The organism is Zavarzinella sp., from assembly GCA_041399155.1.
GTDB lineage: Bacteria > Planctomycetota > Planctomycetia > Gemmatales > Gemmataceae > JAWKTI01.
In genome coordinates, this window is the sequence record JAWKTI010000001.1 from 52,043 (window position 1) to 72,799 (window position 20,757).

Genomic DNA, 20,757 nt, shown 5'->3' on the forward strand with positions numbered 1-20,757 from the left:
CGATACGACAAGGAAAATCATCGTGAAGTTTTGTTTCATTTTCCCCTGCCACCATTTATAATGTGGTTACCTCCCAAATGCTGAAGACCTGTAATGAGCACCTTTCCAATCACGAATCGACGGGATTTTCTTCTCTCCAGTGGGCTGGGGATGTTTGGTCTGTCGTTGCCGCAACTGCTTCAGGCACAGGATGTTACGAAAAAGAAACCCCATGCCAAAGCCTGTATTCTCCTCTTCATGTGGGGTGGGCCTGCCCAGCAGGATACCTGGGATATGAAGCCCGATGCCCCCGATGTCTACCGTGGGGAATTCAAACCGATCTCCACCACCGTGCCTGGTTTGCAGATCAGTGAACATTTTCCCCAGTTGGCGAAGCGGGCAGATGAATTGTGCCTGATTCGCTCGATGACGCACAACGATGTGAACCATACGACAGCGACGCACCACCTGCTGACGGGAAAACCGGCTCCCAGTGGGGGGCTGAGCGACGATTGGCCGAATTACGGTGCAGTGCTTTCCCACCTGGGGCGAGGAAAAGGCCCACTGCCGCCTTATGTTTCCATGATGCCCGTGGTGCCGAACGGTGCCCCACGTTTTGTGGAACAAAGCCACGGCCAGGGTGCGGGCTGGCTGGGCCCGGTTTACAACCCGATGCGGATTGATGCGGATGCTTCGCTGCCCGACTACCACGTGGGTGCCTTGCGGCCACAGGCAGAACTTTCCCACCAGCGTTTATCGAATCGGCAATCGCTGCTGACCAACCTGGATGGGGATAGTGGCTCGAAGATTCTCCCCACCGATGCGGTAAAACAGGCCAACTACGAACGAGCGTTTCAATTATTGGCCAATCCCACCATCAGCCGGGCATTTGATTTATCGCTGGAACCGAAAAAAGTTCGCGAACGGTATGGCATGAACCGTCACGGTCAATCGGTCCTGCAGGCACGCAGACTGGTCGAAGCGGGCGTGCCATTGGTGACGGTATTCTGGCCCAACGATGGTATTACCAATGTCAGCGTTTATTGGGATACCCACAGTCGCAATTTTATCGACCTGAAAACGCGTCTTTGCCCGGTCAGCGATCTGGCCACCGCCGCACTGCTGGACGATCTGAAAGAACGTGGGATGCTGGATGACACGCTGGTGATCTGGACTGGCGAGATGGGCCGCACCCCCAAAGTGGGGCAATCGGTCGTAGGTGGGGCAGGTGCAGGCAAAGATGGTCGCGATCATTGGGGCAAAGTGTTTACCACCGTTCTGGCAGGTGGGGGCGTTGCAGGTGGTGCCGTGTATGGTGCCAGCGATCGCTTTGCCGCCGAACCGGCACTGAATCCGGTTCCTCCCAAAGATCTGGCCGCCACAATCTACCATTTACTGGGTGTCGACCCACGACTGGAACTGCACGATCGCCTGAAACGCCCACTGCAACTGTGCGATGGTCAGATCATTGAAGGCATCCTGGGGTAGTATTCGTAATTCGGCCTAATTTTAAAGTTTGAGATTGCAAAGATATTTTGTACCCTCTTTTCAATCACAGAGCTCGATTGACTAGCCTCGTGTGAACGGTGACCAGTGTATCAGAAATCCTGCTTCAGGCACGAAGTGCCTACAAAAACTGCTGCTATTAATGAAACCTGGAAACAGCAGTCAGGTGTTTCTGCAACAAACGAATCACGAAGATGGACAAAATTCAGCTATTTTCTCAAATTTCAGAAAATACCAAAACGTTCCACGTGGAACACTGACGATCGTTTGAATGTCGATCAGTGGCGGGGACGCACCGAAAAATATTCTGCCTACCTTGCGATGTTTCCCACGTGGGTGTAAAATAGCTTTATTGGAACGGAAGAATCATGAAACATTTATACCTTGCACTCGAACTTCTAGCACAGCACTGAATGTTCCGAGTGGGTTGGTATCAACGTACGAATTGAACCAAGGCCTCGGAAAAACCGAGGCCATTTTTTTTGGAGAAACCGATGTCCGCGTCTCAGGATCCAAACAGGGTCTACATTTTCGACACCACCTTGCGCGATGGCGAACAGTCCCCGGGCTGCTCGATGAATCAGGCCGAAAAGATGGAAATGGCGCGGGCACTACGGGATCTAGGCGTCGATATTATCGAAGCTGGTTTCCCGATTGCATCTCCAGGGGATTTTGAATCGGTGCAGGCGATTGCCCGCGAAATTCAAGGCCCGGTGATCTGTGGGCTGGCACGCAGCAACAATGCTGACATCGACCGTGCGGGAGAGGCACTGAAGGATGCCACGCGAAAACGGATCCACGTTTTTCTGGCAACAAGTGCCATCCATCGCGAATTCAAACTGAAAATGACCCGCGAAGATATTCTGGAACGCACCAAGGCGGGGGTCAGTAGGGCAAAATCTTACGTGGACGATGTTGAGTTTTCGCCAGAAGATGCTGCACGCACCGAATTGGATTTTCTGGCAGAAGTCTGCGAGGCTGCGGTGCAGGCAGGTGCCACCACGTTAAACATTCCCGATACCGTGGGCTATGCTGTTCCCAGCCACTATGCGGATATTATTCGCTACCTGAAAAAAAATGTGCGTGGTGCAGAGAATGTGGTTTTCAGTGTGCACTGCCACAACGACCTGGGCCTGGCAGTGGCCAACAGTCTGGCAGCCTTGATGGAAGGTGCCCGACAGGTGGAATGCACAGTCAACGGTATTGGCGAACGTGCCGGCAACACTGCGCTGGAAGAAATTGTGATGGCGCTGCACACCCGCAGCGATTTTTACCACCTGCAGACCGGTATCAACACCCGCCTGATTTATCCCACCAGCAGAAAGCTGTCGGTGGTAACAGGCATGCAGGTGCAGCGCAACAAAGCGATTGTAGGACAGAATGCCTTTGCCCACGAAGCGGGGATTCACCAGGATGGCATGCTGAAGAACCCCAGCACCTACGAAATTATGAAACCGGAAGACGTGGGGATTACCAGCACCGAACTGGTGCTGGGCAAGCACAGTGGCCGCCACGCACTGAAGCAGCGAATACAGGAAATGGGCTATCAGGTGGACGACCAGCAACTGCAAAAGATCTTTGAAGGATTCAAAGTGCTGGCAGACCGCAAAAAGATTATTTACGATGCGGATCTGGAAGCATTGGTCGATAACCACCTGCATACGGGCACTTCAGAAGCCTGGACCTTGCAGAACTTCAGTTGTTCGGCCAGTTTTGGTGTCCCCCCCACCGCTGCGGTAACGTTATCCCACAAAGATGGCCGCACGGTTTGCGTTCCTGCCGTGGGTGATGGTCCGGTTGATGCGGTGCTGAAATCGATCCAGCGTGGGACAGGTGTGGAATTGAAAGTTACCGATTACCGCGTGCGAAGTGTCACTGGTGGCCTGGATGCCCAGGGAGAAGCCCTGGTGGAAGTTGAGTACGACGGACGGAAACTTGCTGGTCGAGGTGTGAACACCAACGTGATTGAAGCAAGTGCCCAGGCTTTCCTGCAGGTAGTTAACCGGATTGTACTGCGGGAAATTCAACCCAGATTGAAACCCACTGACCACGTCTCCCACGAAGTGGTGCCAGAAACCGCACAGCAGTGAAAATCTGCTGAAATGAGAGGCATCAGCAAAGTTAACTTCATACGTTTGCGGGCCAATCATCCAGACCGATCTGCTTTCTGATCGCTTCGTCCGAGGGTTGATACACTCGCTCGCTGACTGTCAGTAGCATGTTTTTGTTACCTTGCAGCACTTCGCGTTGTTCTGTAACAAACGATGTAATATCAATTACTTCTTTTAATTCCCGCTTGCCGAATCTTGTTAACATCTCCCGTCGTAATCCTAATTGAATTGCACGACGAGAGATAGGATTGCCAGACGGATTATGGTCGGGATCCCATTGCATGCGAACATTTGACTTCTGCAGTGCTTGCTGCCATTCATCAATTGTAACATATTTTTCCTGGTCAAATGTCGAAGCAACTGATTGTGCAAGCAGTGAATCAAAAAAATGCCGGGATATTCTGAGTGCTAAAATTCTTTCCTGATTCGGTTTGGTTGCCCAGCCCGAACGAAACATCATCCACAGAAAATTTGGCTTAATCCAACTCATGCGAGAGTAACTGAAACTGGCACCTCCAAAACCTCCAAAAGCACGGTGCTCTACCGCATACTCGGCAATCTCTTGATGGTACGCCTGATAAACGATTATCGTATCTGCATCGAAGTGGGCAAGAATGTGTTTGCCTTCTTTCGGCCAATGGCAAAGTTGTTCCAGATAATTTTCAACAAAAAGCTGCTTCAAGGGGATACTCCTGGAAGATGATTTGCAAAGTCCAAGTCAATATTCGAAAATTGATGGTCAGCTTTTATTGAAATTCAGCAGAAACTGTTCCACGTGCTGGTCATCCCACCTGAGCAGTGGGGTGTAGTTGGGGTGGCGGCCATTTTTAATAATCGGATCATTATGACGAGTGTTGTAGCAACATATTAACGACCACCGTGGGCGTTCACTCTCATTTTTGCTGGAGCAGTGCAGGAGATTGCCATGAAAAAATAGCCCATCCCCTGGGTTCATTTCGCAATAAACCAGCTCGTAGCGAGCTTTTGCTGCATCTACGTACAGGTTATCGGCCCCCTTCTGATCTCCCGTTGAATGATGATCAATACGGCCTAGACGGTGAGATCCCCGCAGGACCTGCAGGCACCCATTGGCCTTTTCTGCTCGATCTACCGCAATCAGGCAGCTCGCCATGTCAGGAAACATGCATCCATTGTGGTACCAGTATCCATAATCCTGGTGCCACTCCCAGGCACCTCCCACGTGGGGCTCTTTCAGCATCATTTTGTGGTGATAGTGATAAACTTCGTCTCCCAGCAGAACTTCCATTGTCTTTACAATCCGATCCGAACGGGCAATTGCCGAATAAATCGAATCATCAGTAATGTCGTTTCGCAGTGCCAGCCTGCTTTCCCCACCTGTGGCATCTTTCCGCACGTATGCTTCGCTCGTGATCTTCTGGTCGCCTTTGGCGTAACGAAGCAAGGCTGCGGTTTCCTGTTCGCTGAACAGCCCAGGCACCAGTACATAACCATCTCGCTCAAATGCCTGCAAAAATTCATTCAATTGCGTGTTGGAAAACATGGCTCACACCACCATTGGAGAGATCTCTGTATTTATATAACAACAACCTTGACTGGTGTTGGCCATCACCGCCGACGCTATTGCGAAAACCCCTATCCAGGTGGGCAAGATGACTACTCCTTTTGGCTTTGCCATCATTGGCTGCGGGATGATCTCGCGGTTTCACGTACACGCAATCCGCGACGTTCCGAATGCCCACCTGACAGCGGTGTTGACTCGAAATCCCGATAATGCCGCTGCATTGTTCAAGGATACCTACCACGAACCGGTACCAGTGTTTACCGATCTGGCTACGATGCTGGCCGCACCGGGAATCGATGCGGTGATCATCACCACCCCGAGTGGAGCCCATCTGGAGCCTGCAATTGCGGCAGCAAATGCTGGCAAGCACGTGGTGGTGGAAAAACCTCTGGAAATTACTCCAGATCGGTGCGACCAGATCATTGCGGCCTGTGAGAAAAACGGCGTGCAGTTATGCACCATATTCCCATCACGGTTTCACGATGCGAATATCGCATTGAAAAATGCTGTCGATCAGGGGAAGTTTGGTCGCCTGACTTTGGGCGAAACCACCTGCAAGTGGTGGCGCGACCAGAAATATTACGATGAAGGCGGCTGGAAAGGCACCAAAGCCCTCGATGGTGGGGGTGCATTGATGAATCAGGCAATTCATAATGTCGACTTATTGCTGTGGATGATGGGCGATGTGGCACGGATTTCCGGATTCACCGCGACTTTAGCACACGAGCGGATCGAAGTAGAAGATACCGCAGTGGCCTGCCTGCAATTCAAAAATGGTGCACTGGGCGTCATTCAGGCAACGACCAGCGTACACCCGGGACTGCCCAAAACGATTGCCATTCACGGCGATGCTGGCTCGGTAGTGGTGGAACAGGAAGATATTCTCCGTTGGGATTTCAAAGCGGAAGTACCGGAAGATGCCTTAATTCGACAGCAGTTTGCCCAAAAACAAGGTCTGTCTGGTGGTTCCAGCGACCCGAAAGCAATCAGCCATACTGGCCATGCCCGCCAGTTGACCGATTTTGTGGAGGCAATTCGTACAGGCACAAAACCTAAAGTAGATGGCACCGAAGGCCGCAAAGCAGTGGCAGTGATCTGTGCAATCTATGAATCGATGGCGACTGGCAAAGCAATTTCACTGGTATGAGCAAAAAACACCATCCCCAGCGGGATTATGCCGTTTACCTGGTGGTGCGTTTTGTGGCAGCTATTCTGCAGGCTCTCCCACTGCACGTAGGAGTGTCATTCGCACGATTTCTTGGGTGGTTTGCATATCAGGTCGACAAACGCCACCGTGAAGTGGCACGCGACAACATTCGCCACGCCTTCCCCCATCTCGCCAATCAACCGGAACGGGTGGATGCGATGGTCCGTGGGTGCTACCACCATTTTTGCCTGATGCTGGTGGAACTGATGTTTATCCCACGTAGACTACACCAGGAAAACTGGCGCAAATACTGCTCTGAAAAGAACTTAGGTGCAGTGCTTGATCGGCTCGTTGCAGAACGACCGCTATTGATTGTGACCTGCCACTTTGGAAACTGGGAAGTAGCTGGTTATGTGATGGGCACCACCGGTTTTCGATCGTATGCGATTGCCCGCGTGCTGGATAATCCCCACCTGGAGAAGTATTTGAAGCAGTTTCGCCAGAAAACCGGGCAGACTATTCTGGCTAAAAAAGGCGATTTCGACCAGATTACCTCCGTGATGGATGCAAACGGCAAAATTGCCACCTTGGGGGATCAGGATGCGGGCCCACGTGGGCTGTTCGTTGATTTTTTCAATCGCCCCGCATCCACCCATAAGGCAGTGGCACTGATGTCGATCCAATTTAACGCACCGATGGTGGTAGTGGGAGTCCCACGTGTTGGTGGGCCGATGCAGTATGAAATCATCTGTGAAGAGGTCATCGACCCCATCGACTATGTCAATGAATCGAACGCCGTGAAAAAGATGACAGAACGATTTACGCAGGCCATTGAACGCCTGGTGGTGCAGCACCCAGAGCAGTATTTCTGGCTGCACCGACGCTGGAAGCACCAACCTGCGGCAAAAACTAAACCAAAAATGAGTGCCATCTCATGAAAATCAGTTCAAAATTACTGATTGCGATTATTGCAATATTCCAATTTTTTTTATATAGCCCACTTTTTGCAGCAGATCGCCCAAATGTACTGATGATTGCGGTAGACGACCTGGCCAGTGTGCTCAGTTGTGCGGGGCACCCTGTGTGCAAAACACCCAACATAGACCGTCTGGCGAAACGTGGGGTACTATTCAATCGGGCCTACTGTCAAATCCCGCTGTGTAACCCCAGTCGGGCTTCCATTCTGACTGGCCTAAGACCCGATGATACAACGGTTTACGATCTTGATCGGCATTTCCGTACATCACTGCCCAAGCATGTCACCTTGCCACAATTGTTTCGGAACGCGGGCTGGGAAACTTTTCGAATTGGCAAAATTTACCACTACGATGTGCCGAAAGGGATTGGTACCAATGGCCTGGATGATGGCCCATCCTGGGATTCGGTGCTTAATCCCAAAGGTGCGGATGTTGATGAGGAAAATCTCATTGTCAATCCGACTCCACAGAAACCGGTCAGTGCCGCACTCAGCTGGCTCGCAGCAGAAGGCAAAGATCTCGAGCAGACAGATGGTAAAATCGCCCAGCGTGCGGCAGAATGGCTAGCCAAGCAGCACTTAAAGCCATTTTTTCTGGCAGTAGGCTTTTTTCGCCCCCATACACCGTATGTGGCACCGAAAAAGTATTTTGAGATGTATCCACTGGAAAAAATCAAGCTGCCTCCAGTTCCCAAATCCAGTGGGAAATTGCCAGCACCCACCTGGGCCCACAATCATCTGACACCCAACTACGGGCTGGATGCCAAAACCTGTCGGCAGGCACTCCAGGCGTACTATGCAAGCGTCAGTTTTGTCGATGCCCAAATTGGTTTTGTACTTGATGCCCTGGATAAGGCACAACTTGCTGAAAAAACCATCATTGTGCTCTGGAGTGATCATGGCTACCATTTAGGTGAACATGGGGGAATGTGGCAAAAGCGGTCACTGTTCGAAGAATCTACCCGCAGCCCGCTGATTTTTTGTACACCGAATGCCAAAGGAAATGGCAGCGTCTGCAATCGCGTGGTGGAATTTGTGGATATTTACCCCACCGTAGCAGAACTCGCTGGATTAAAACACCCAGCCTTGGCTGGTCGATCTTTGACACCGCTGTTGAAAGAGCCCCACGCCACGTGGGAGCATCCAGCATTTTCACAAATTCTTCGACCGGAAACAGAAAAATACCCCACAGCAATGGGCAGAACGATTCGCACCGCACGCTGGCGGTATACCGAATGGAATGAAGGGGAGCTGGGTGCAGAATTATACGACCACGAATCCGACCCCAAGGAAGCAAAAAATCGATTTGGTGATCCTGAATTCCTCAAGGTGTGGCAGGGCTTGAAAAAGCAGTTTCCCAAAAATGTATCTGGTACTGTGCCCACAACGCCCGTGAATCCTAAGCGATTGTAAATCCGTTTGTGGTGCAAACGCTGAATATCCCAGCGGAAAAGTACGAGCACATTCATTTCCTGCTTGCAGTAACCAGCTGAATCCAGTAATTTTTGAGAAGTGGCTGCAAGAATTGCTAAATCGTAACTGTTTTGTAACAACAAGATCATATTCGACCCGTTATGGAATTACTGGAACTCACATCGCCGCAGGTAAATCGACTGCCCAGGCACACGCCCATCATTTTTCCTGTTGCTGCACTGGAGCAACACGGCCCCCACATGCCCTTGTTTACAGACAGCATTCTGTTACAGGGTGTGCTGGATCTGGTGAAACAAAAGCCAATTGCAGAACAAGTGTTGTTTGCCCCACTTCAGTGGCTGGGGAATTCCGAACACCACCTGGACCATCCGGGGACGATGTCTGCTTCACCCAGGGTTTACCTGGATCTGCTGCGGGATCAGGCGGAGAACTTTTTGTGCCATGGTTTTACAAGATTAGTCTTCATTAATGGCCACGGTGGGAATATTGTGCCGATGCAGCAGGCGACCTTTGAACTTCGCCAGAAGTATCGGCAGCAAAAGAACTTACTGCTGTTGACCACCACTTATTGGACCACAGGGGGCTCTCCCACGGTGGAGATGCCGGAATTGTATCAGCAGGAAATGGGCCACGCCTGCGAGTGGGAAACTTCGATGATGCTGCACCTGCGTCCGAATCTGGTGCAGGGTAACTGGCAGGAATTGCCCGAAGTTCCTTTTGGCCAAGGGTTTACGCCAGCACACCGGGCATGGGTGATGCCGGATCGCTCCGCACCTGGGTATATTGGGCATCCGGCGAAGGCGGCACCCACAAAAGGTGCTGAACTTGCACAATTTTTCGCTGGTGGTGTGGTCAATCTGCTGGAAAAGATATGTCACTGGAACGGTGAAGGGTGGGATGCATGAACCTCTCAACCAATTGGCGCTGGTGGGTGTGCGGCATCCTGTTTTTAGCCACCATGTTGAATTACATGGACCGGATGACGGTTTCGCTGGTGGCCACCGAATTAAAAACCCGAATTCAACTGAATGATGTTCGTTACGGGAATATTGAGCGTGCCTTTTCGTGGGCATTTGCGTTGGGTGGCATCTCTTTTGGTTTTCTCGCGGATCGCTTTGGCCCCAGGAAACTGTACCCACTGGTTTTGTTTGGCTGGTCGTGTGCGGGTATCCTGACAGGCTTTGCAGATTACCAGTTCATCCAGGATTGGCTGCAGAAAGCCGATGCACCACCGGGAAGAGGATCGTATTACTGGCTGCTGATCACCCGCACGATGTTAGGTTTTTTTGAAGCTGGCCATTGGCCTTGTGCGTTGTTAACTGCACGTGCTGTACTCTCTGCTTCCGATCGCCCACTTGGCAACGGCGTACTGCAAAGTGGTGCGTCCGTGGGAGCAATTCTGACACCGTTTGTCATTCAGGGGTTTCGCAGTGCTGGCTTCGCCTGGCCGGTCCCGTTCTGGGTAATCGGTGCCTTGGGCTTGCTCTGGATTCCACTCTGGTTGCGAGTGATGAAACCCGCTGCTTTTCACACCAGTAACACACCAACCACAGCCAATACGCCAGCCCTTCCACCTGCTGTGTTCTACCTGCGTTTTTCCGCACTGCTGATCGTGGTAATCTGCCTGAACATTACCTGGCAATTCCTGCGTGCCTGGCTGCCGAAGTTTTTGAAGGAAAACAAACTGTACAGCGAATTCGAAGGCAACATGATCACCGTGGGCTATTTCATTGCTGCGGATATCGGTTGCATCCTTTCTGGCTTCGTCGTGCTATGGTGTGTCCGTCGAAAATGCAGTCTTCACACCGGCCGACTGATCAGTTTTGCAATGTGTGTGATGTTTGTCATGTGTGCTCTTGCCATCCCCAGTCTTCCGAAAGGATGGATACTACTGGGGTGCATTTTCATTGTTGGGGCTGGGATTCTTGGTTTACACCCACTGTATTACGCACTGGTACAGGATTTATCACTGAAGAGCATGGGGTTATTCAGTGGGTTACTATCTGCGATGTCCTGGTTCATCGTTGGCTTTTTCCAGGGGCGTCTGGGCAGGCATATTGAAACAACTGGCTCTTACGCAATTGGGTTCTGGATTGCCAGTTTAGCCCCACTACTGGCTTTGTTTGCTATTATTGGACTATGGCCACGTGAACAGCGATTGCTGCCCACTGAAAAATCGGGAGAAGAGTAAAGAAGCACTAAAATATACATTTGTATACATTTTTGGGGAAATTTGTGCTGATTGGCATTTTACACGTCTAGTTTTGCGCAAAAACGTTATTCCCAATGGGAACTGACGCACCACCAGATGGTTTTTCTGTGTAATAAACGCAGTTACCTTTAAATTCCCGATACGTCCAGGAGTGTTTAATTCAGGCATTTCCTCAAATTTCAGAATATACCAAAACGTTCCACGTGGAACACTAACACCCGTTTGAATGTCGGAGCTGATCCCGTGAAATTATTCGCCGTCAAATGATGAGAGAAATTCTCTCGCATTGAAGTAGTATTGGTTCGGATCGTGTCCGCCCCCGATGATCGCAGCAGCGACAATCTGACCGTTTCGGCAAAATGCCGCCTCGCCCCATCCCGATGGTGCATTTACCACACCAAAGAGTTCCTTAAACTCTGGCAGCTGGTGGATGTCGGGGGAACCGTCAACGTCCACCGCAACAACTTCGAGATCATCAACTCCCATGTCGTAGATGGCTTTGGTTAGTTTGGAAAATGCGCTCAATGACGGGCCACTCCAGAAAGCAACCAAGAAAAGAACGCCATTGTGGATGGATCGTACAATGTCGGCATCCGCATTGGCCACATACCGAATGGAGGACGCCGGAATCCGTGAGTATTTCTCAAGAATGTGTAGACCGTTTGGGTTACCCGTCATTGCGATGCTCTCCGGCATATCTTGGTCACTCGTCCAAATCCCACCGTCCTTTTACCTTCTCTAATCTCAAATGGCATTCCAACGGTGATCTGTTTAGAGTGGACATCATCCCATTTTTCGAGAAGAAATCGGACCGATGCTCGCACCATCAGGAAAGTATTGAAAGCCATCGTAGTCTTGGCCACCGTAGTAGAACTGCCCTCGGTAGCCACTGGACACACCAGTCTTCCGGCCACCCTCTTGGGTGGTCAAATATCGGATTTCAGCTTCGATCTCGTGAAATATAGCAGACATGGCAAATGATTTACTCTCCAATCACCTTGACCAGCACCCGCTTGGGATTCGATCTATTTGTTTATGACTGTTTGACCTGCGATCTGGTTCAGGGATCGCACCGGAAGCATCCGCAGCAGATCGTGAAGCTGCTGCGGTCGTTTTGAGGTTGGACACGCTATTCCTGAACCGAGGCAGGAGCTTTCGCCAACCCCCTGTCAAGAGCGTCTCGTTCCGAGCCCGACCGTGTATACCCATTCAATCGAGTCGGCTCGTCCTTCCAAAGCGTGGACAAGATTGTCTGTCGCATTTCCAGACGGCCACGGCGTTCGCACCACGCCTTTTTCGCTCGCCTCCCCCAACTTGCATTCGAGCCATGAAATCTCATCTGCGGTGCTTGACGCTTGAATGTGCAGGTGGATCGGCGTTAGCGTTTGGTCCGTGATCAGAATGCAGAGGCCGAAGATTTCCGCTGCCGAATTCCCGATCTTTCGACCCACCAACGGGCGGAATCCATCCAAACTCTCATGCGCCCATTCGGGATGGGTTCTTCTCAGAACTTGGGGGAGGAAGAATTCAAGACCGCCAAAGAGGTCGAGAAGGTGTTCTGAGAACAAACCGTCCGGTGTGTAAGCGATAAAACTCGCACCGTTCGGCAGGTCTGCGAGTATCGTCCTTAGCGAGCGGCTGACAGCCTGCTCTGCTTTCGATGCCATCGTTCTCCTCTTACATTCTTGTACAGGCAGCAAGAAGTGTTTCAGTCACTCCCCGATGATCTTCACCAACACCCGCTTGGGCCTGCGACCATCGAACTCGCCGTAGAAGATTTGCTCCCAGGGTCCAAAGTCCAGCTTCCCTTCTGTGATGGCGACGACGACTTCCCGACCCATGATCTGCCGCTTCATGTGGGCGTCGGCGTTGTCCTCGCCCGTGCGATTGTGGGCATAGCGTTCCGGGGAGGGATCAAAAGGAGCTAATTCTTCCAGCCACTTCTTGTAGTCCTCGTGGAGACCAGGCTCATCATCATTGATAAAAACAGATGCGGTAATGTGCATTGCATTGCACAAAACAAGGCCTTCCTGGACCCCACTTTTGTGAACAATCTCTTCGATCTTCGGCGTGATGTTCTGAAAAGCCATGCGGGCCGGCAATTGGAAGGTCAGGTATTCCGTATGTGATTTCATGATTCCAGGCACAGATAACGGTATGCCACAATTGTACCTGTTGAAGTTCAACTGTTGCAAGGTTGCTGCTACTTTCCACGAAAAACGGCTGCACACCGCGCCACACAAAGCTAAAGCAATAGAATTTTGCCGTGCACGCTTCAAAACGATGTTTCTTTGAAAAGAAACAATTTACTTACTCTCCCGCGCGCACTGATTTTCGCCTGCTGCGGATCTTTTACCTGGCTGACTCCCCACGTGGGGCTGTCCTTTGAACCACTTACACGAAAAAAATGATGCACCATCGCATTTTAATTTCATTAGTCCTGCTGAGCGTCCATCTACAGTTCTCTTACGCAGATGATCTGTATCCGGAAAAAATACCGGGCACACTGCACCTTTTTGGGGCCAATTACCTGACACCGGAACTCCGCACGGACTTTGTCGATACGCTCAGCGAAAAAGAGCCCAAACTGGTGGTGCTGCTCGCACCGGAAAATGAGAAAGTGGATCTCGATGCCCGCCTGGCTGGCTGGAAGCACGATAAGTGGGCCAGCACAAAACTGGTGGCGCTGAAATCGGCTGACGATGCTGAAAATGAAGAAAACAGGAAAGCAATTCAGGCCGCCAGCGTGCTTTCAATCGAAACCGGCAATCTGGAGATTCTTCGTAAAGCCTTTTCCAGCAACAAGTTGCGGGAATTATTGCAGGCCCACGTGCGTGCAGGGAAAACCATTCTTATCGAAGGTGCCGCCGCTGGCCTGGTGGGCAGTCTGGAACTCAGCCAGACCTACCCACGAATTCAAACGGCACCTGGCCTGGGTCTGCTGGAACAATTCTGCGTAGTACCGTTTGCCTTCAGTCGCGATCGACTGGACATTCTGCAACAGGCAATGCGCCTGAAGCCAGGCTACGTGGGGTTTGGGCTGGATACGAACACATATGTGCGTGTGAACGGTCGGCAGATCATCGTGCAGGGTACCACGGGTGCTGTGGTGGTGCAGAACGATCAACAGCGACGGGTGGCCAGCACACAAGTTCTTGGAAATCGGCAATTTGCGGATATTTTTGCCCTGCGGCGAACGGCTTATTATCGCAAAACGGGAACATTTCCGGAAAAATCTCCCTCCCCTCCAGAAGTGAAGAAGGGAACGCTGGTGATTGTGGGTGGCGGTGGCACCCCACCGGATGCACTGAAAGCATTTGTGGAAGCCGCAGGTGGTGTTGAGAAACAGTTCGTAGTGGTAGCCACTGCATACGGAGATGAACTTCCCAAAAAGGTATTCGAAGTTGGCATGTTACGTCAGGCGGGCGTGAAGAATATCCATGTGCTGCATACCACCAGCCGCACGGAGGCGAATTCGGAAGAATTTTCCAAAATCCTGACCAAAACAGATGGGTTGTGGTTTTCTGGTGGCAGGCACTGGCGCTTTATCGATTCCTATGCGGACACCTTGTGCGAAAAGCGATTTCGCGAAGTTCTCGATCGTGGTGGTGTGATTGGTGGGTCGTCTGCTGGTGCCTCGATTCAGGCAGATTACATGCCACGTGCCCACCCGTTGGGAAATCTGGAGATTATGGCAGAAGGCTATGAAAAAGGTTTTGGGTATCTACCAGGAACTGCAATTGATCAGCACTTTTTTGCCCGCAAACGACCAAAAGATATGACCTATCTGATGGAAAACCACCCACAGTATCTGGGGATAGGACTCGATGAAGGCACCGCAATTATTGTGCGTGGCACCGTCTGCGAAGTGGTGGGACGCAGTAAAGTCGCCTTTTACGATCGCAGTTCGCTGCCCCCCACCGCAACGCCAGATTATCTCGAACTGAAATCGGGCGACCGGTACGACTTGAAGAACCGCAAACAGCTACCAGCGAAGTAGGTAAACTGGCGGAATGATTGTCTGTCAATGTCCGTTGGAAAATGTGCTGTTTTTCATTTTTGCCACCAGTTCTGTGGCTCTCTTCAAATAAGATGTGTGGGTAACAACAACCATTAATATGGTGCATGGGAAACTGATGGATTTCTACGAACTCCTGGAAGAAGGCCGACTGTCCGAAGCCCTGGAACATCAACTCCAACAGTGGCGATCCTCCCCAGGCACTCTGGAAGTGGGAATCCCACTGATCATTGTGCAGGTGATGCTGGGTAACTGGCTGGAAGCCAGGCAATTACTGCAGGCAATCCCCGTGATGGATCAGGACGAGAAAGAGTACCTGGATATCTGGAGCCACCTGCTGACGTGCGACGAAGCCCGCCAGCAACCGAATGTTGTTCCCACGATTCTGGGCGAATCTCTCCCCTGGTTGCCCACGTGGGAGAAGGTTTTTCGACTCTACGATCAGGAAATCCCCGATTCCCTGTTGGATGAGTGGGAGCAATTGCAGGAAAACGATGATCTGTTTCAGGGAAATCTGCCTGGCACCATCAATGGGGAACCGTTTGAGACATTTCTCGACCCAGACGAACGCTGGCACCCGATGCTGGAACTGTTCACTGAACGTGGGTGGAGCGTCATTCCTTTTCCATCCGTGCGTGTGATCGACCTGCAGACCACCGAAGATATGATGGATCTGCTATATCGCTATATTGAAGTACGGTTACATTCCGGCGAAATCATCCGAGGCAGAACCCCACGGTTCTACCGATTGACCTGTCAATCCAACGATCCGGAAATCCAGTCCGGTGTCAGCACGGAATTCACCGAGCCGAATGGCCTGATGTGCTGCCGAGGGGAACGAAACTGGATTATTGAAGAGGAACCCACCAGTGTGATGGAAGATGTCTCGATCGAATTTCCTAAAGTGATGAGACTGTTCTAATAAATCTGTTTTGCTGATAGTGAGAACATTTTGGCAATCTCAGCGCCTTGAAAGTGCCCGGAACGATTCCCGCACGGCTTTGATCGTGCCAGCAATTTCCGCATCATCGTGCATCGTGGAATTAAACGCTGCCTCAAACTGGCTGCATGGCAGGTAAATACCACGGTTCATCATTTCCCAGAAAAATGCACCAAACTTTTTGGTATCGGACGTCTGTGCGGTCACCAGATCGACCACGGGGGTTTCGGTGAAGAAAAGTGTCCACATGCTGCCGATTCGATTGAACTGGTACGGCACCCCAATATTGGCTGCGGCCTGTCGGATACCTTCCTCCAGTTTGGCACCCAACTGGTTCAGCCTCTCGTAGGGTGGGGAATCCCGCAGAATTTTCAGCGTTGTCAGCCCCGCAGCCATCGCGACGGGATTGCCACTCAGTGTGCCAGCCTGAAATACTTTGCCTGCAGGCATAATCTGCTGCATCAGGTGGGCTTTGCCGCCGTAAGCACCTACGGGATAACCACCTCCGACGATTTTGCCGAGCACGGTGATATCGGGATCATCGCCGTAAACACCTTGGGCACCTGCCAGAGACAAGCGAAACCCGGTCATCACTTCATCGTAAATCAGCAACGCACCGTACGTGCGGGTGATTTCGCGCAGAGCAGAACGAAATTCAGGCGTGGGCTGAATCAGCCCCATGTTTCCAGCAACTGGTTCCAGCATCACACCAGCAATTTCCGCCCCACGGTGGGCAAAAAGTTCCGTCAGACTGGTCACACAGTTGTAGGGAAGCACGACAGTATCTGCGGTGCAGCCAGCAGGTACACCTGGACTGGAAGGCACTCCGTGCGTCAGGGCACTGGAGCCTGCTGCCACCAGCAACGCATCCACATGACCGTGGTAGCACCCCGCAAATTTGACGATCACATTCCGGCCAGTTGCCCCACGTGCCAGGCGAATGGCACTCATTGCCGCTTCCGTTCCCGAACTGACCATCCGCACCATTTCGATACTGGGAACCAGTTCGCAGATCAGTTCGGCCAGTTCCGTTTCAGCCTCACAGGGTGCGCCATAACTACTCCCACGTGCAGCAGCCTGCGTGGCAGCAGCCACCACTTCCGGGTGGGCATGGCCAAGGATCATCGGGCCCCACGAACCAATGTAATCGAGGTACTTGTTGCCATCCAGATCGTACAGATACGGCCCTTCGGCTTTGGCAATGAAAATGGGTTCCCCACCCACCGCACCGAAGGCGCGTGCGGGGCTGTTCACCCCACCTGGGATCACTTTTTTGGCACGGGCAAAGGCGGCAGTACTAAGTTCTCTATTCATTTTGGTCGTGTAATTGGTTGCAAGGGGTGAGGAAAGTTTAATCAATTATTATTTGGGGTGTTTTGCGAGTTGTGCTTTGATGGCATCCACCTGTTTGCCAAGATCGCCGGTTTCGCTGGCATACATATCGCGGATTTCCCGCAGCACGGCCCGCGTGTCACGTCGAACAGCCGCACTTTCATTGGTCAGATTGGGGAGAAGCAGTTTCAATTTTTCTTCTATCATCGCCACGCGGGCTGGGGTGTCTTTCGGCTCGGTTTTCGCATCCAGTTCTTTCAGGCGGGCTGCGGCATAAATCACCCACGGTCGCGTCTGGATATCCCCTTCCGAAGATTGCCTTAACGTCGACCATCGCTGCTTTGCCATGGTAAAATCACCCAGCTTTTCCAGGCGGATCGGGTAGAGGACCATTGCCTCCAGTTCGCTTTCTGCAGCAAAATCCTTGTCTTCCAGCTGAAGCCTTTCCAGGCGTTTCAGCCACGTCTTGACCTGTTCTTCGGTGGTGGCGATGTCTTTCAGTTTCTTTTCCGCAATCCAGCCCCAGATCGAAGAAGATTCCAGCAGTTCTTTCGAATGCTTGTCTACCAGGCTTTGCCAGGTGCTGCGTGCCAGGCCCAGGTCGCCTTCTTCTTCAGCAGCAAGTCCGATCATCATTTTCTTGTATGCTTCGGGATCATCGCCTTCGGATGGCTTTGCACGTAGATTTTCGCGGCCAAATCGGTTCAGCAAAATGCGTTCTTTGCGGCCCACTTTTACATCCCGGATCAGTTGTTGCATTTCTGCCGCTTTGTCCGGATTCTCTTTCCCGTAATACTTTAGATAGTCGTTCGCGGCGTTAATTTTCGCCTCTTCATCGGTAATTTTTGCCACACGGGCCAGCAGCACCTCTTCGCTGGGTGGTGCAATTGCCCCTTGATACACGATGAAGCCGATCCCGCCAAGTAACGCGAGGCCAGCAACAATTACAAACCAGCCTTTCTGGTAGATTGGCTGCTTCTTTTTGCGTAATTTCTTTTTACGGGAGCCCGCTTTGAGAAGTCTTGCTGCTTTTCGGTCTTCTTCACTGTCTTTACTTGAAAGCCCACGTTCGTTAGCTTTGTCGCTACTGATGCTTTGCTGGGAGTGGGCTTTTTCCAGCACTTCATCCAGTGCTTCCGCCACCATATCTGCATCACGTGGGCGATGATCGGGCTTTTTCTCCATTAACTGGCAGATCAACGTATCCAGCCAGGGTGGGATGTCCGGATTCAACTTAATCGGCCGCACAAACTGGCCATTCACGTGCAGCATGAACATCTCTACGGGCGATTCTGCCATAAACGGCTTTCGACCTGTCAATAATTCATACATCACAATCCCCATTGAGTAGAGATCGCTTTTGCCGGTCAGAATTCGCTCCCCACGGCACTGTTCCGGCGACATGTAGGCGGCAGTCCCAATCGTGTTATTCGCACCTGTGAGTGCAGTGACATCGACATCCTTGGCGATACCAAAGTCGGTCAGTTTCAGGATGCCTTCGGTGGTCAGCATCAGGTTGGAGGGTTTCAAGTCGCGGTGGATAATTCCTTTTTCGTGGGCGTGCTGCAACGCACCGCACAGTTGCTTGCCCATTTCCACCACTTCTTCCCACGAAAAAGGCGGGCTGGGGTGCAGCCAACATCCGGTCACTCATCACGCGATCCAGCGATTGCCCCTGCACATATTCCATCGCAAAAAAAGGCGTGTCTTTGTATTTGCCGGTAGCCAGCAACCGCACAATATTGGGGTGTTTTAATTGCTGCAGAATCTTGGCTTCCCTTTCGAAGCGAAGAAGTGCCTGATCATTGGCCGACAAGCCAAAGGCAATAATCTTCAGGGCCACCTGACGGGTGGGCTTCCCTTTCTGCTCGAACTGGGCCAGATACACGGTGCCCATGGCACCGGAACCAAGTTCTTTTTCGATTCGAAAAGGGCCGATGCTACTGCCCAACAGCATAACAGGGTACCTTCCGTTGGTTACCAGAGAATCGTGTCAGTTGCAGAAGCAGATTTGCCCACAGCAACAGACACGGTGCAACAATGTATTACTGGTAATACGGACGTTATTCTATCATCGTTCAACTGGTTTGGTGAGTGGCACCAGATTTGTCTGGAGAATTCGTCTGAATCGGTGCCCGTAGCCCACATTTTTGCCACCAAGTGACGTGACCAGATGTTTGCATTCCCTGGGATCGTAGGCATATTGTCTGCAAGCGAACCTACCCCGTCAATTGCGCACTATCATGGCACTTGGATCCACGGGCTGATATCAATTTGGCAAAAATTCACAAAAAAGTTTTGATTAGCGCAAATTATTACCAAATAAGCAGTTGTGACAGAAGATTCTCGCGGCAAATCGTCCCGGCGAGAAAAAAATTGCCAGAATTTGCAGGCTCGTGGATATATTAATATAGCGTGGAAATAATTCCATGCTAAGTATGCTGTCTGGATCATTATCGGATTCAAGCGGTTCTTTTTCGTTTGTTCACCTACAGTCTCTATCGCCTGACTGGGGTGCGGCAGCTTACAATGAAGCAGAATCATGATTCAGAACCTTCTGTTCGACGTGCCAGATGATGCCCCCACGCCACTGGTGGGTTGCGATGCGGAAGTGCTGCGCGTTTCCCGCATGGCGATGGCCACATTATTTGAAGTGGTGACACCACTGGGTACACCGAAGGCAGAATTTGCTTCCCTGGCAATTCTCGATCAGGTGGATGAACTGGAAGCACAACTGACTGTTTATCGCCCCGATTCGGAAGTCAGCCTGCTGAACGAACGTGCCCACGCTGGGCCAGTGGCGGTAGCGCCGAATTTATTTGAACTGCTTTACGAATGTGCCCTGCTGACCCGTGCGACACAGGGGGCCTTTGATGTGGCAATGGGCACGCTCATTAAGGCGTGGGGCTTTGTTCAACGGCAAGGCCGGGTTCCCACGCCCACGGAGCGTAGTCAGGCGGTATCCCAGGCGGGCACCCGATACCTGGTTTTCGATCGCGAGGCACGCACGGTGCAGTATTTACGCCCGCTGGAAATAAACCTGGGCAGCATTGGCAAAGGTTATGCCCTGGATGAAGCCGTCGAGCGAGTGCAGCACCGCTTTCATTTGCCGCACGGCCTGCTGCAGGGTGGGCGAAGCAGTGTCCTGGCCTGGGGTAATGCCGGGCAGGGGATTTCAGGTTGGCCAGTTGGGTTATCGCACCCCTGGCAGCCGGAGATCAGCCTGGGAACGATTCGGCTAAAAAATCAGGCGTTGGCAACTTCCGCAGCCACCTACCAGCATTTCGTCTATAATGGGAAAAAGCTAGGTCACCTGATTGACCCTCGAACAGGGTGGCCAGCGGCAGAATTGGACCAGGTTTCGGTAATTGCCCCCAATGCTGCCCACGCGGATGCTCTCTCCACCGCCTTTTACGTCCTGGGTTTGGAAGGGATACGCAATTTTTGTCGCACTCATCCGGAAGTGAGTGCCATCGTCATGAAGGATGGGCAGGTGCACTGCATCAACCATCCGGATTTTATCCCCGCTTCCACAGCGGCTGTTGCTTCTGGTTGAGAA

The 20,757-nt window shown here is 51.8% G+C and carries 19 protein-coding genes; 11 read left to right on the forward strand and 8 right to left on the reverse strand.

All coding sequences use genetic code 11. The annotated features are described in order from the left end of the window. The first annotated feature begins 93 nt into the window (after positions 1-93). Both R3B84_00230 and R3B84_00235 read left to right on the forward strand, forming a co-directional pair. A complete protein-coding gene (locus R3B84_00230) occupies positions 94-1,467 on the forward strand; it encodes a DUF1501 domain-containing protein (GenBank protein ID MEZ6138970.1) in 1,374 nt (457 codons plus the stop codon). A gap of 512 nt (positions 1,468-1,979) precedes the next feature. Next, a complete protein-coding gene (locus tag R3B84_00235) occupies positions 1,980-3,575 on the forward strand; it encodes a 2-isopropylmalate synthase (GenBank protein ID MEZ6138971.1) in 1,596 nt (531 codons plus the stop codon). 37 nt (positions 3,576-3,612) lie between these two features. Here R3B84_00235 and R3B84_00240 read toward each other — a convergent pair whose 3' ends face one another. Continuing rightward, on the reverse strand, positions 3,613-4,278 hold the full coding sequence (locus R3B84_00240; protein MEZ6138972.1) for a DUF4291 domain-containing protein: 666 nt from the start codon (positions 4,276-4,278) through the stop codon (positions 3,613-3,615). Between the two features lie 57 nt (positions 4,279-4,335). After that, positions 4,336-5,118: a phytanoyl-CoA dioxygenase family protein gene (locus R3B84_00245; protein ID MEZ6138973.1), complete on the reverse strand. Its 783-nt coding sequence runs from the start codon at positions 5,116-5,118 to the stop codon at positions 4,336-4,338. A 109-nt stretch (positions 5,119-5,227) separates the two neighbouring features. Between R3B84_00245 and R3B84_00250 the strand changes: the two genes are divergently transcribed. From R3B84_00250 to R3B84_00270, 5 genes are all read left to right on the forward strand, one after another. Next, complete coding sequence (locus R3B84_00250; GenBank protein MEZ6138974.1) at positions 5,228-6,286, forward strand: Gfo/Idh/MocA family oxidoreductase; 1,059 nt, start codon at positions 5,228-5,230, stop codon at positions 6,284-6,286. Then, on the forward strand, positions 6,283-7,224 hold the full coding sequence (locus R3B84_00255; GenBank protein ID MEZ6138975.1) for a lysophospholipid acyltransferase family protein: 942 nt from the start codon (positions 6,283-6,285) through the stop codon (positions 7,222-7,224). Before R3B84_00250 ends, R3B84_00255 begins: the two co-directional genes overlap by 4 nt. After that, a complete protein-coding gene (locus R3B84_00260) occupies positions 7,221-8,675 on the forward strand; it encodes a sulfatase (GenBank protein MEZ6138976.1) in 1,455 nt (484 codons plus the stop codon). The genes R3B84_00255 and R3B84_00260 overlap by 4 nt, the downstream gene beginning before the upstream one ends. Before the next feature lie 161 nt (positions 8,676-8,836). After that, the gene (locus R3B84_00265; GenBank protein ID MEZ6138977.1) at positions 8,837-9,601 is read left to right on the forward strand and encodes a creatininase family protein; all 765 of its coding nucleotides are present in this window, start codon (positions 8,837-8,839) and stop codon (positions 9,599-9,601) included. Continuing rightward, entirely contained in the window at positions 9,598-10,887 is a 1,290-nt protein-coding gene (locus R3B84_00270; protein MEZ6138978.1) for an MFS transporter, read from the forward strand. Before R3B84_00265 ends, R3B84_00270 begins: the two co-directional genes overlap by 4 nt. A 270-nt stretch (positions 10,888-11,157) precedes the next feature. Here R3B84_00270 and R3B84_00275 read toward each other — a convergent pair whose 3' ends face one another. From R3B84_00275 to R3B84_00290, 4 genes are all read right to left on the reverse strand, one after another. Beyond that, positions 11,158-11,586 carry a hypothetical protein gene (locus tag R3B84_00275; GenBank protein MEZ6138979.1) on the reverse strand — a complete coding sequence of 143 codons (429 nt, stop codon included), beginning with the start codon at positions 11,584-11,586 and terminating at the stop codon, positions 11,158-11,160. A gap of 105 nt (positions 11,587-11,691) precedes the next feature. After that, a complete protein-coding gene (locus R3B84_00280) occupies positions 11,692-11,880 on the reverse strand; it encodes a hypothetical protein (GenBank protein ID MEZ6138980.1) in 189 nt (62 codons plus the stop codon). 197 nt (positions 11,881-12,077) lie between these two features. After that, on the reverse strand, positions 12,078-12,575 hold the full coding sequence (locus tag R3B84_00285) for a hypothetical protein (protein ID MEZ6138981.1): 498 nt from the start codon (positions 12,573-12,575) through the stop codon (positions 12,078-12,080). Between the two features lie 45 nt (positions 12,576-12,620). Continuing rightward, on the reverse strand, positions 12,621-13,043 hold the full coding sequence (locus R3B84_00290) for a secondary thiamine-phosphate synthase enzyme YjbQ (GenBank protein MEZ6138982.1): 423 nt from the start codon (positions 13,041-13,043) through the stop codon (positions 12,621-12,623). Between the two features lie 272 nt (positions 13,044-13,315). On the opposite strand from R3B84_00290, the gene R3B84_00295 reads away from it, so the two are divergent. Together R3B84_00295 and R3B84_00300 are read left to right on the forward strand one after the other, a co-directional pair. Then, positions 13,316-14,908 (forward strand): Type 1 glutamine amidotransferase-like domain-containing protein, encoded by a 1,593-nt coding sequence (locus R3B84_00295; protein ID MEZ6138983.1) that lies wholly within the window; start codon positions 13,316-13,318, stop codon positions 14,906-14,908. Positions 14,909-15,044: 136 nt separating this feature from the next. After that, positions 15,045-15,848, forward strand: a complete 804-nt coding sequence (locus R3B84_00300) for a type VI secretion system accessory protein TagJ (GenBank protein MEZ6138984.1) — start codon at positions 15,045-15,047, stop codon at positions 15,846-15,848. A 39-nt stretch (positions 15,849-15,887) separates the two neighbouring features. On the opposite strand, the gene hemL is transcribed toward R3B84_00300, so the two are convergent. Further along, positions 15,888-17,180, reverse strand: a complete 1,293-nt coding sequence (hemL, locus tag R3B84_00305) for a glutamate-1-semialdehyde 2,1-aminomutase (GenBank protein ID MEZ6138985.1) — start codon at positions 17,178-17,180, stop codon at positions 15,888-15,890. Between the two features lie 48 nt (positions 17,181-17,228). Beyond that, positions 17,229-18,848 carry a protein kinase gene (locus R3B84_00310; GenBank protein MEZ6138986.1) on the reverse strand — a complete coding sequence of 540 codons (1,620 nt, stop codon included), beginning with the start codon at positions 18,846-18,848 and terminating at the stop codon, positions 17,229-17,231. Positions 18,849-18,954: 106 nt separating this feature from the next. Between R3B84_00310 and R3B84_00315 the strand changes: the two genes are divergently transcribed. Further along, a complete protein-coding gene (locus R3B84_00315; GenBank protein ID MEZ6138987.1) occupies positions 18,955-19,362 on the forward strand; it encodes a hypothetical protein in 408 nt (135 codons plus the stop codon). Positions 19,363-19,740: 378 nt separating this feature from the next. Further along, entirely contained in the window at positions 19,741-20,754 is a 1,014-nt protein-coding gene (locus tag R3B84_00320) for an FAD:protein FMN transferase (protein ID MEZ6138988.1), read from the forward strand. The last annotated feature ends 3 nt before the right edge of the window (positions 20,755-20,757 follow it).

What these genes read in the sequence shown, in the direction of transcription:
- R3B84_00230 (MEZ6138970.1), top strand. Translation starts at nt 94, where the DNA reads ATGAGCACCTTTCCAATCACGAATCGACGGGATTTTCTTCTCTCCAGT.
- R3B84_00235 (MEZ6138971.1), top strand. Translation starts at nt 1,980, where the DNA reads ATGTCCGCGTCTCAGGATCCAAACAGGGTCTACATTTTCGACACCACC.
- R3B84_00245 (MEZ6138973.1), bottom strand. Translation starts at nt 5,118, where the DNA reads ATGTTTTCCAACACGCAATTGAATGAATTTTTGCAGGCATTTGAGCGA.
- R3B84_00250 (MEZ6138974.1), top strand. Translation starts at nt 5,228, where the DNA reads ATGACTACTCCTTTTGGCTTTGCCATCATTGGCTGCGGGATGATCTCG.
- R3B84_00255 (MEZ6138975.1), top strand. Translation starts at nt 6,283, where the DNA reads ATGAGCAAAAAACACCATCCCCAGCGGGATTATGCCGTTTACCTGGTG.
- R3B84_00260 (MEZ6138976.1), top strand. Translation starts at nt 7,221, where the DNA reads ATGAAAATCAGTTCAAAATTACTGATTGCGATTATTGCAATATTCCAA.
- R3B84_00265 (MEZ6138977.1), top strand. Translation starts at nt 8,837, where the DNA reads ATGGAATTACTGGAACTCACATCGCCGCAGGTAAATCGACTGCCCAGG.
- R3B84_00270 (MEZ6138978.1), top strand. Translation starts at nt 9,598, where the DNA reads ATGAACCTCTCAACCAATTGGCGCTGGTGGGTGTGCGGCATCCTGTTT.
- R3B84_00275 (MEZ6138979.1), bottom strand. Translation starts at nt 11,586, where the DNA reads ATGACGGGTAACCCAAACGGTCTACACATTCTTGAGAAATACTCACGG.
- R3B84_00280 (MEZ6138980.1), bottom strand. Translation starts at nt 11,880, where the DNA reads ATGTCTGCTATATTTCACGAGATCGAAGCTGAAATCCGATATTTGACC.
- R3B84_00285 (MEZ6138981.1), bottom strand. Translation starts at nt 12,575, where the DNA reads ATGGCATCGAAAGCAGAGCAGGCTGTCAGCCGCTCGCTAAGGACGATA.
- R3B84_00290 (MEZ6138982.1), bottom strand. Translation starts at nt 13,043, where the DNA reads ATGAAATCACATACGGAATACCTGACCTTCCAATTGCCGGCCCGCATG.
- R3B84_00295 (MEZ6138983.1), top strand. Translation starts at nt 13,316, where the DNA reads ATGATGCACCATCGCATTTTAATTTCATTAGTCCTGCTGAGCGTCCAT.
- R3B84_00300 (MEZ6138984.1), top strand. Translation starts at nt 15,045, where the DNA reads ATGGATTTCTACGAACTCCTGGAAGAAGGCCGACTGTCCGAAGCCCTG.
- hemL (MEZ6138985.1), bottom strand. Translation starts at nt 17,180, where the DNA reads ATGAATAGAGAACTTAGTACTGCCGCCTTTGCCCGTGCCAAAAAAGTG.
- R3B84_00320 (MEZ6138988.1), top strand. Translation starts at nt 19,741, where the DNA reads ATGATTCAGAACCTTCTGTTCGACGTGCCAGATGATGCCCCCACGCCA.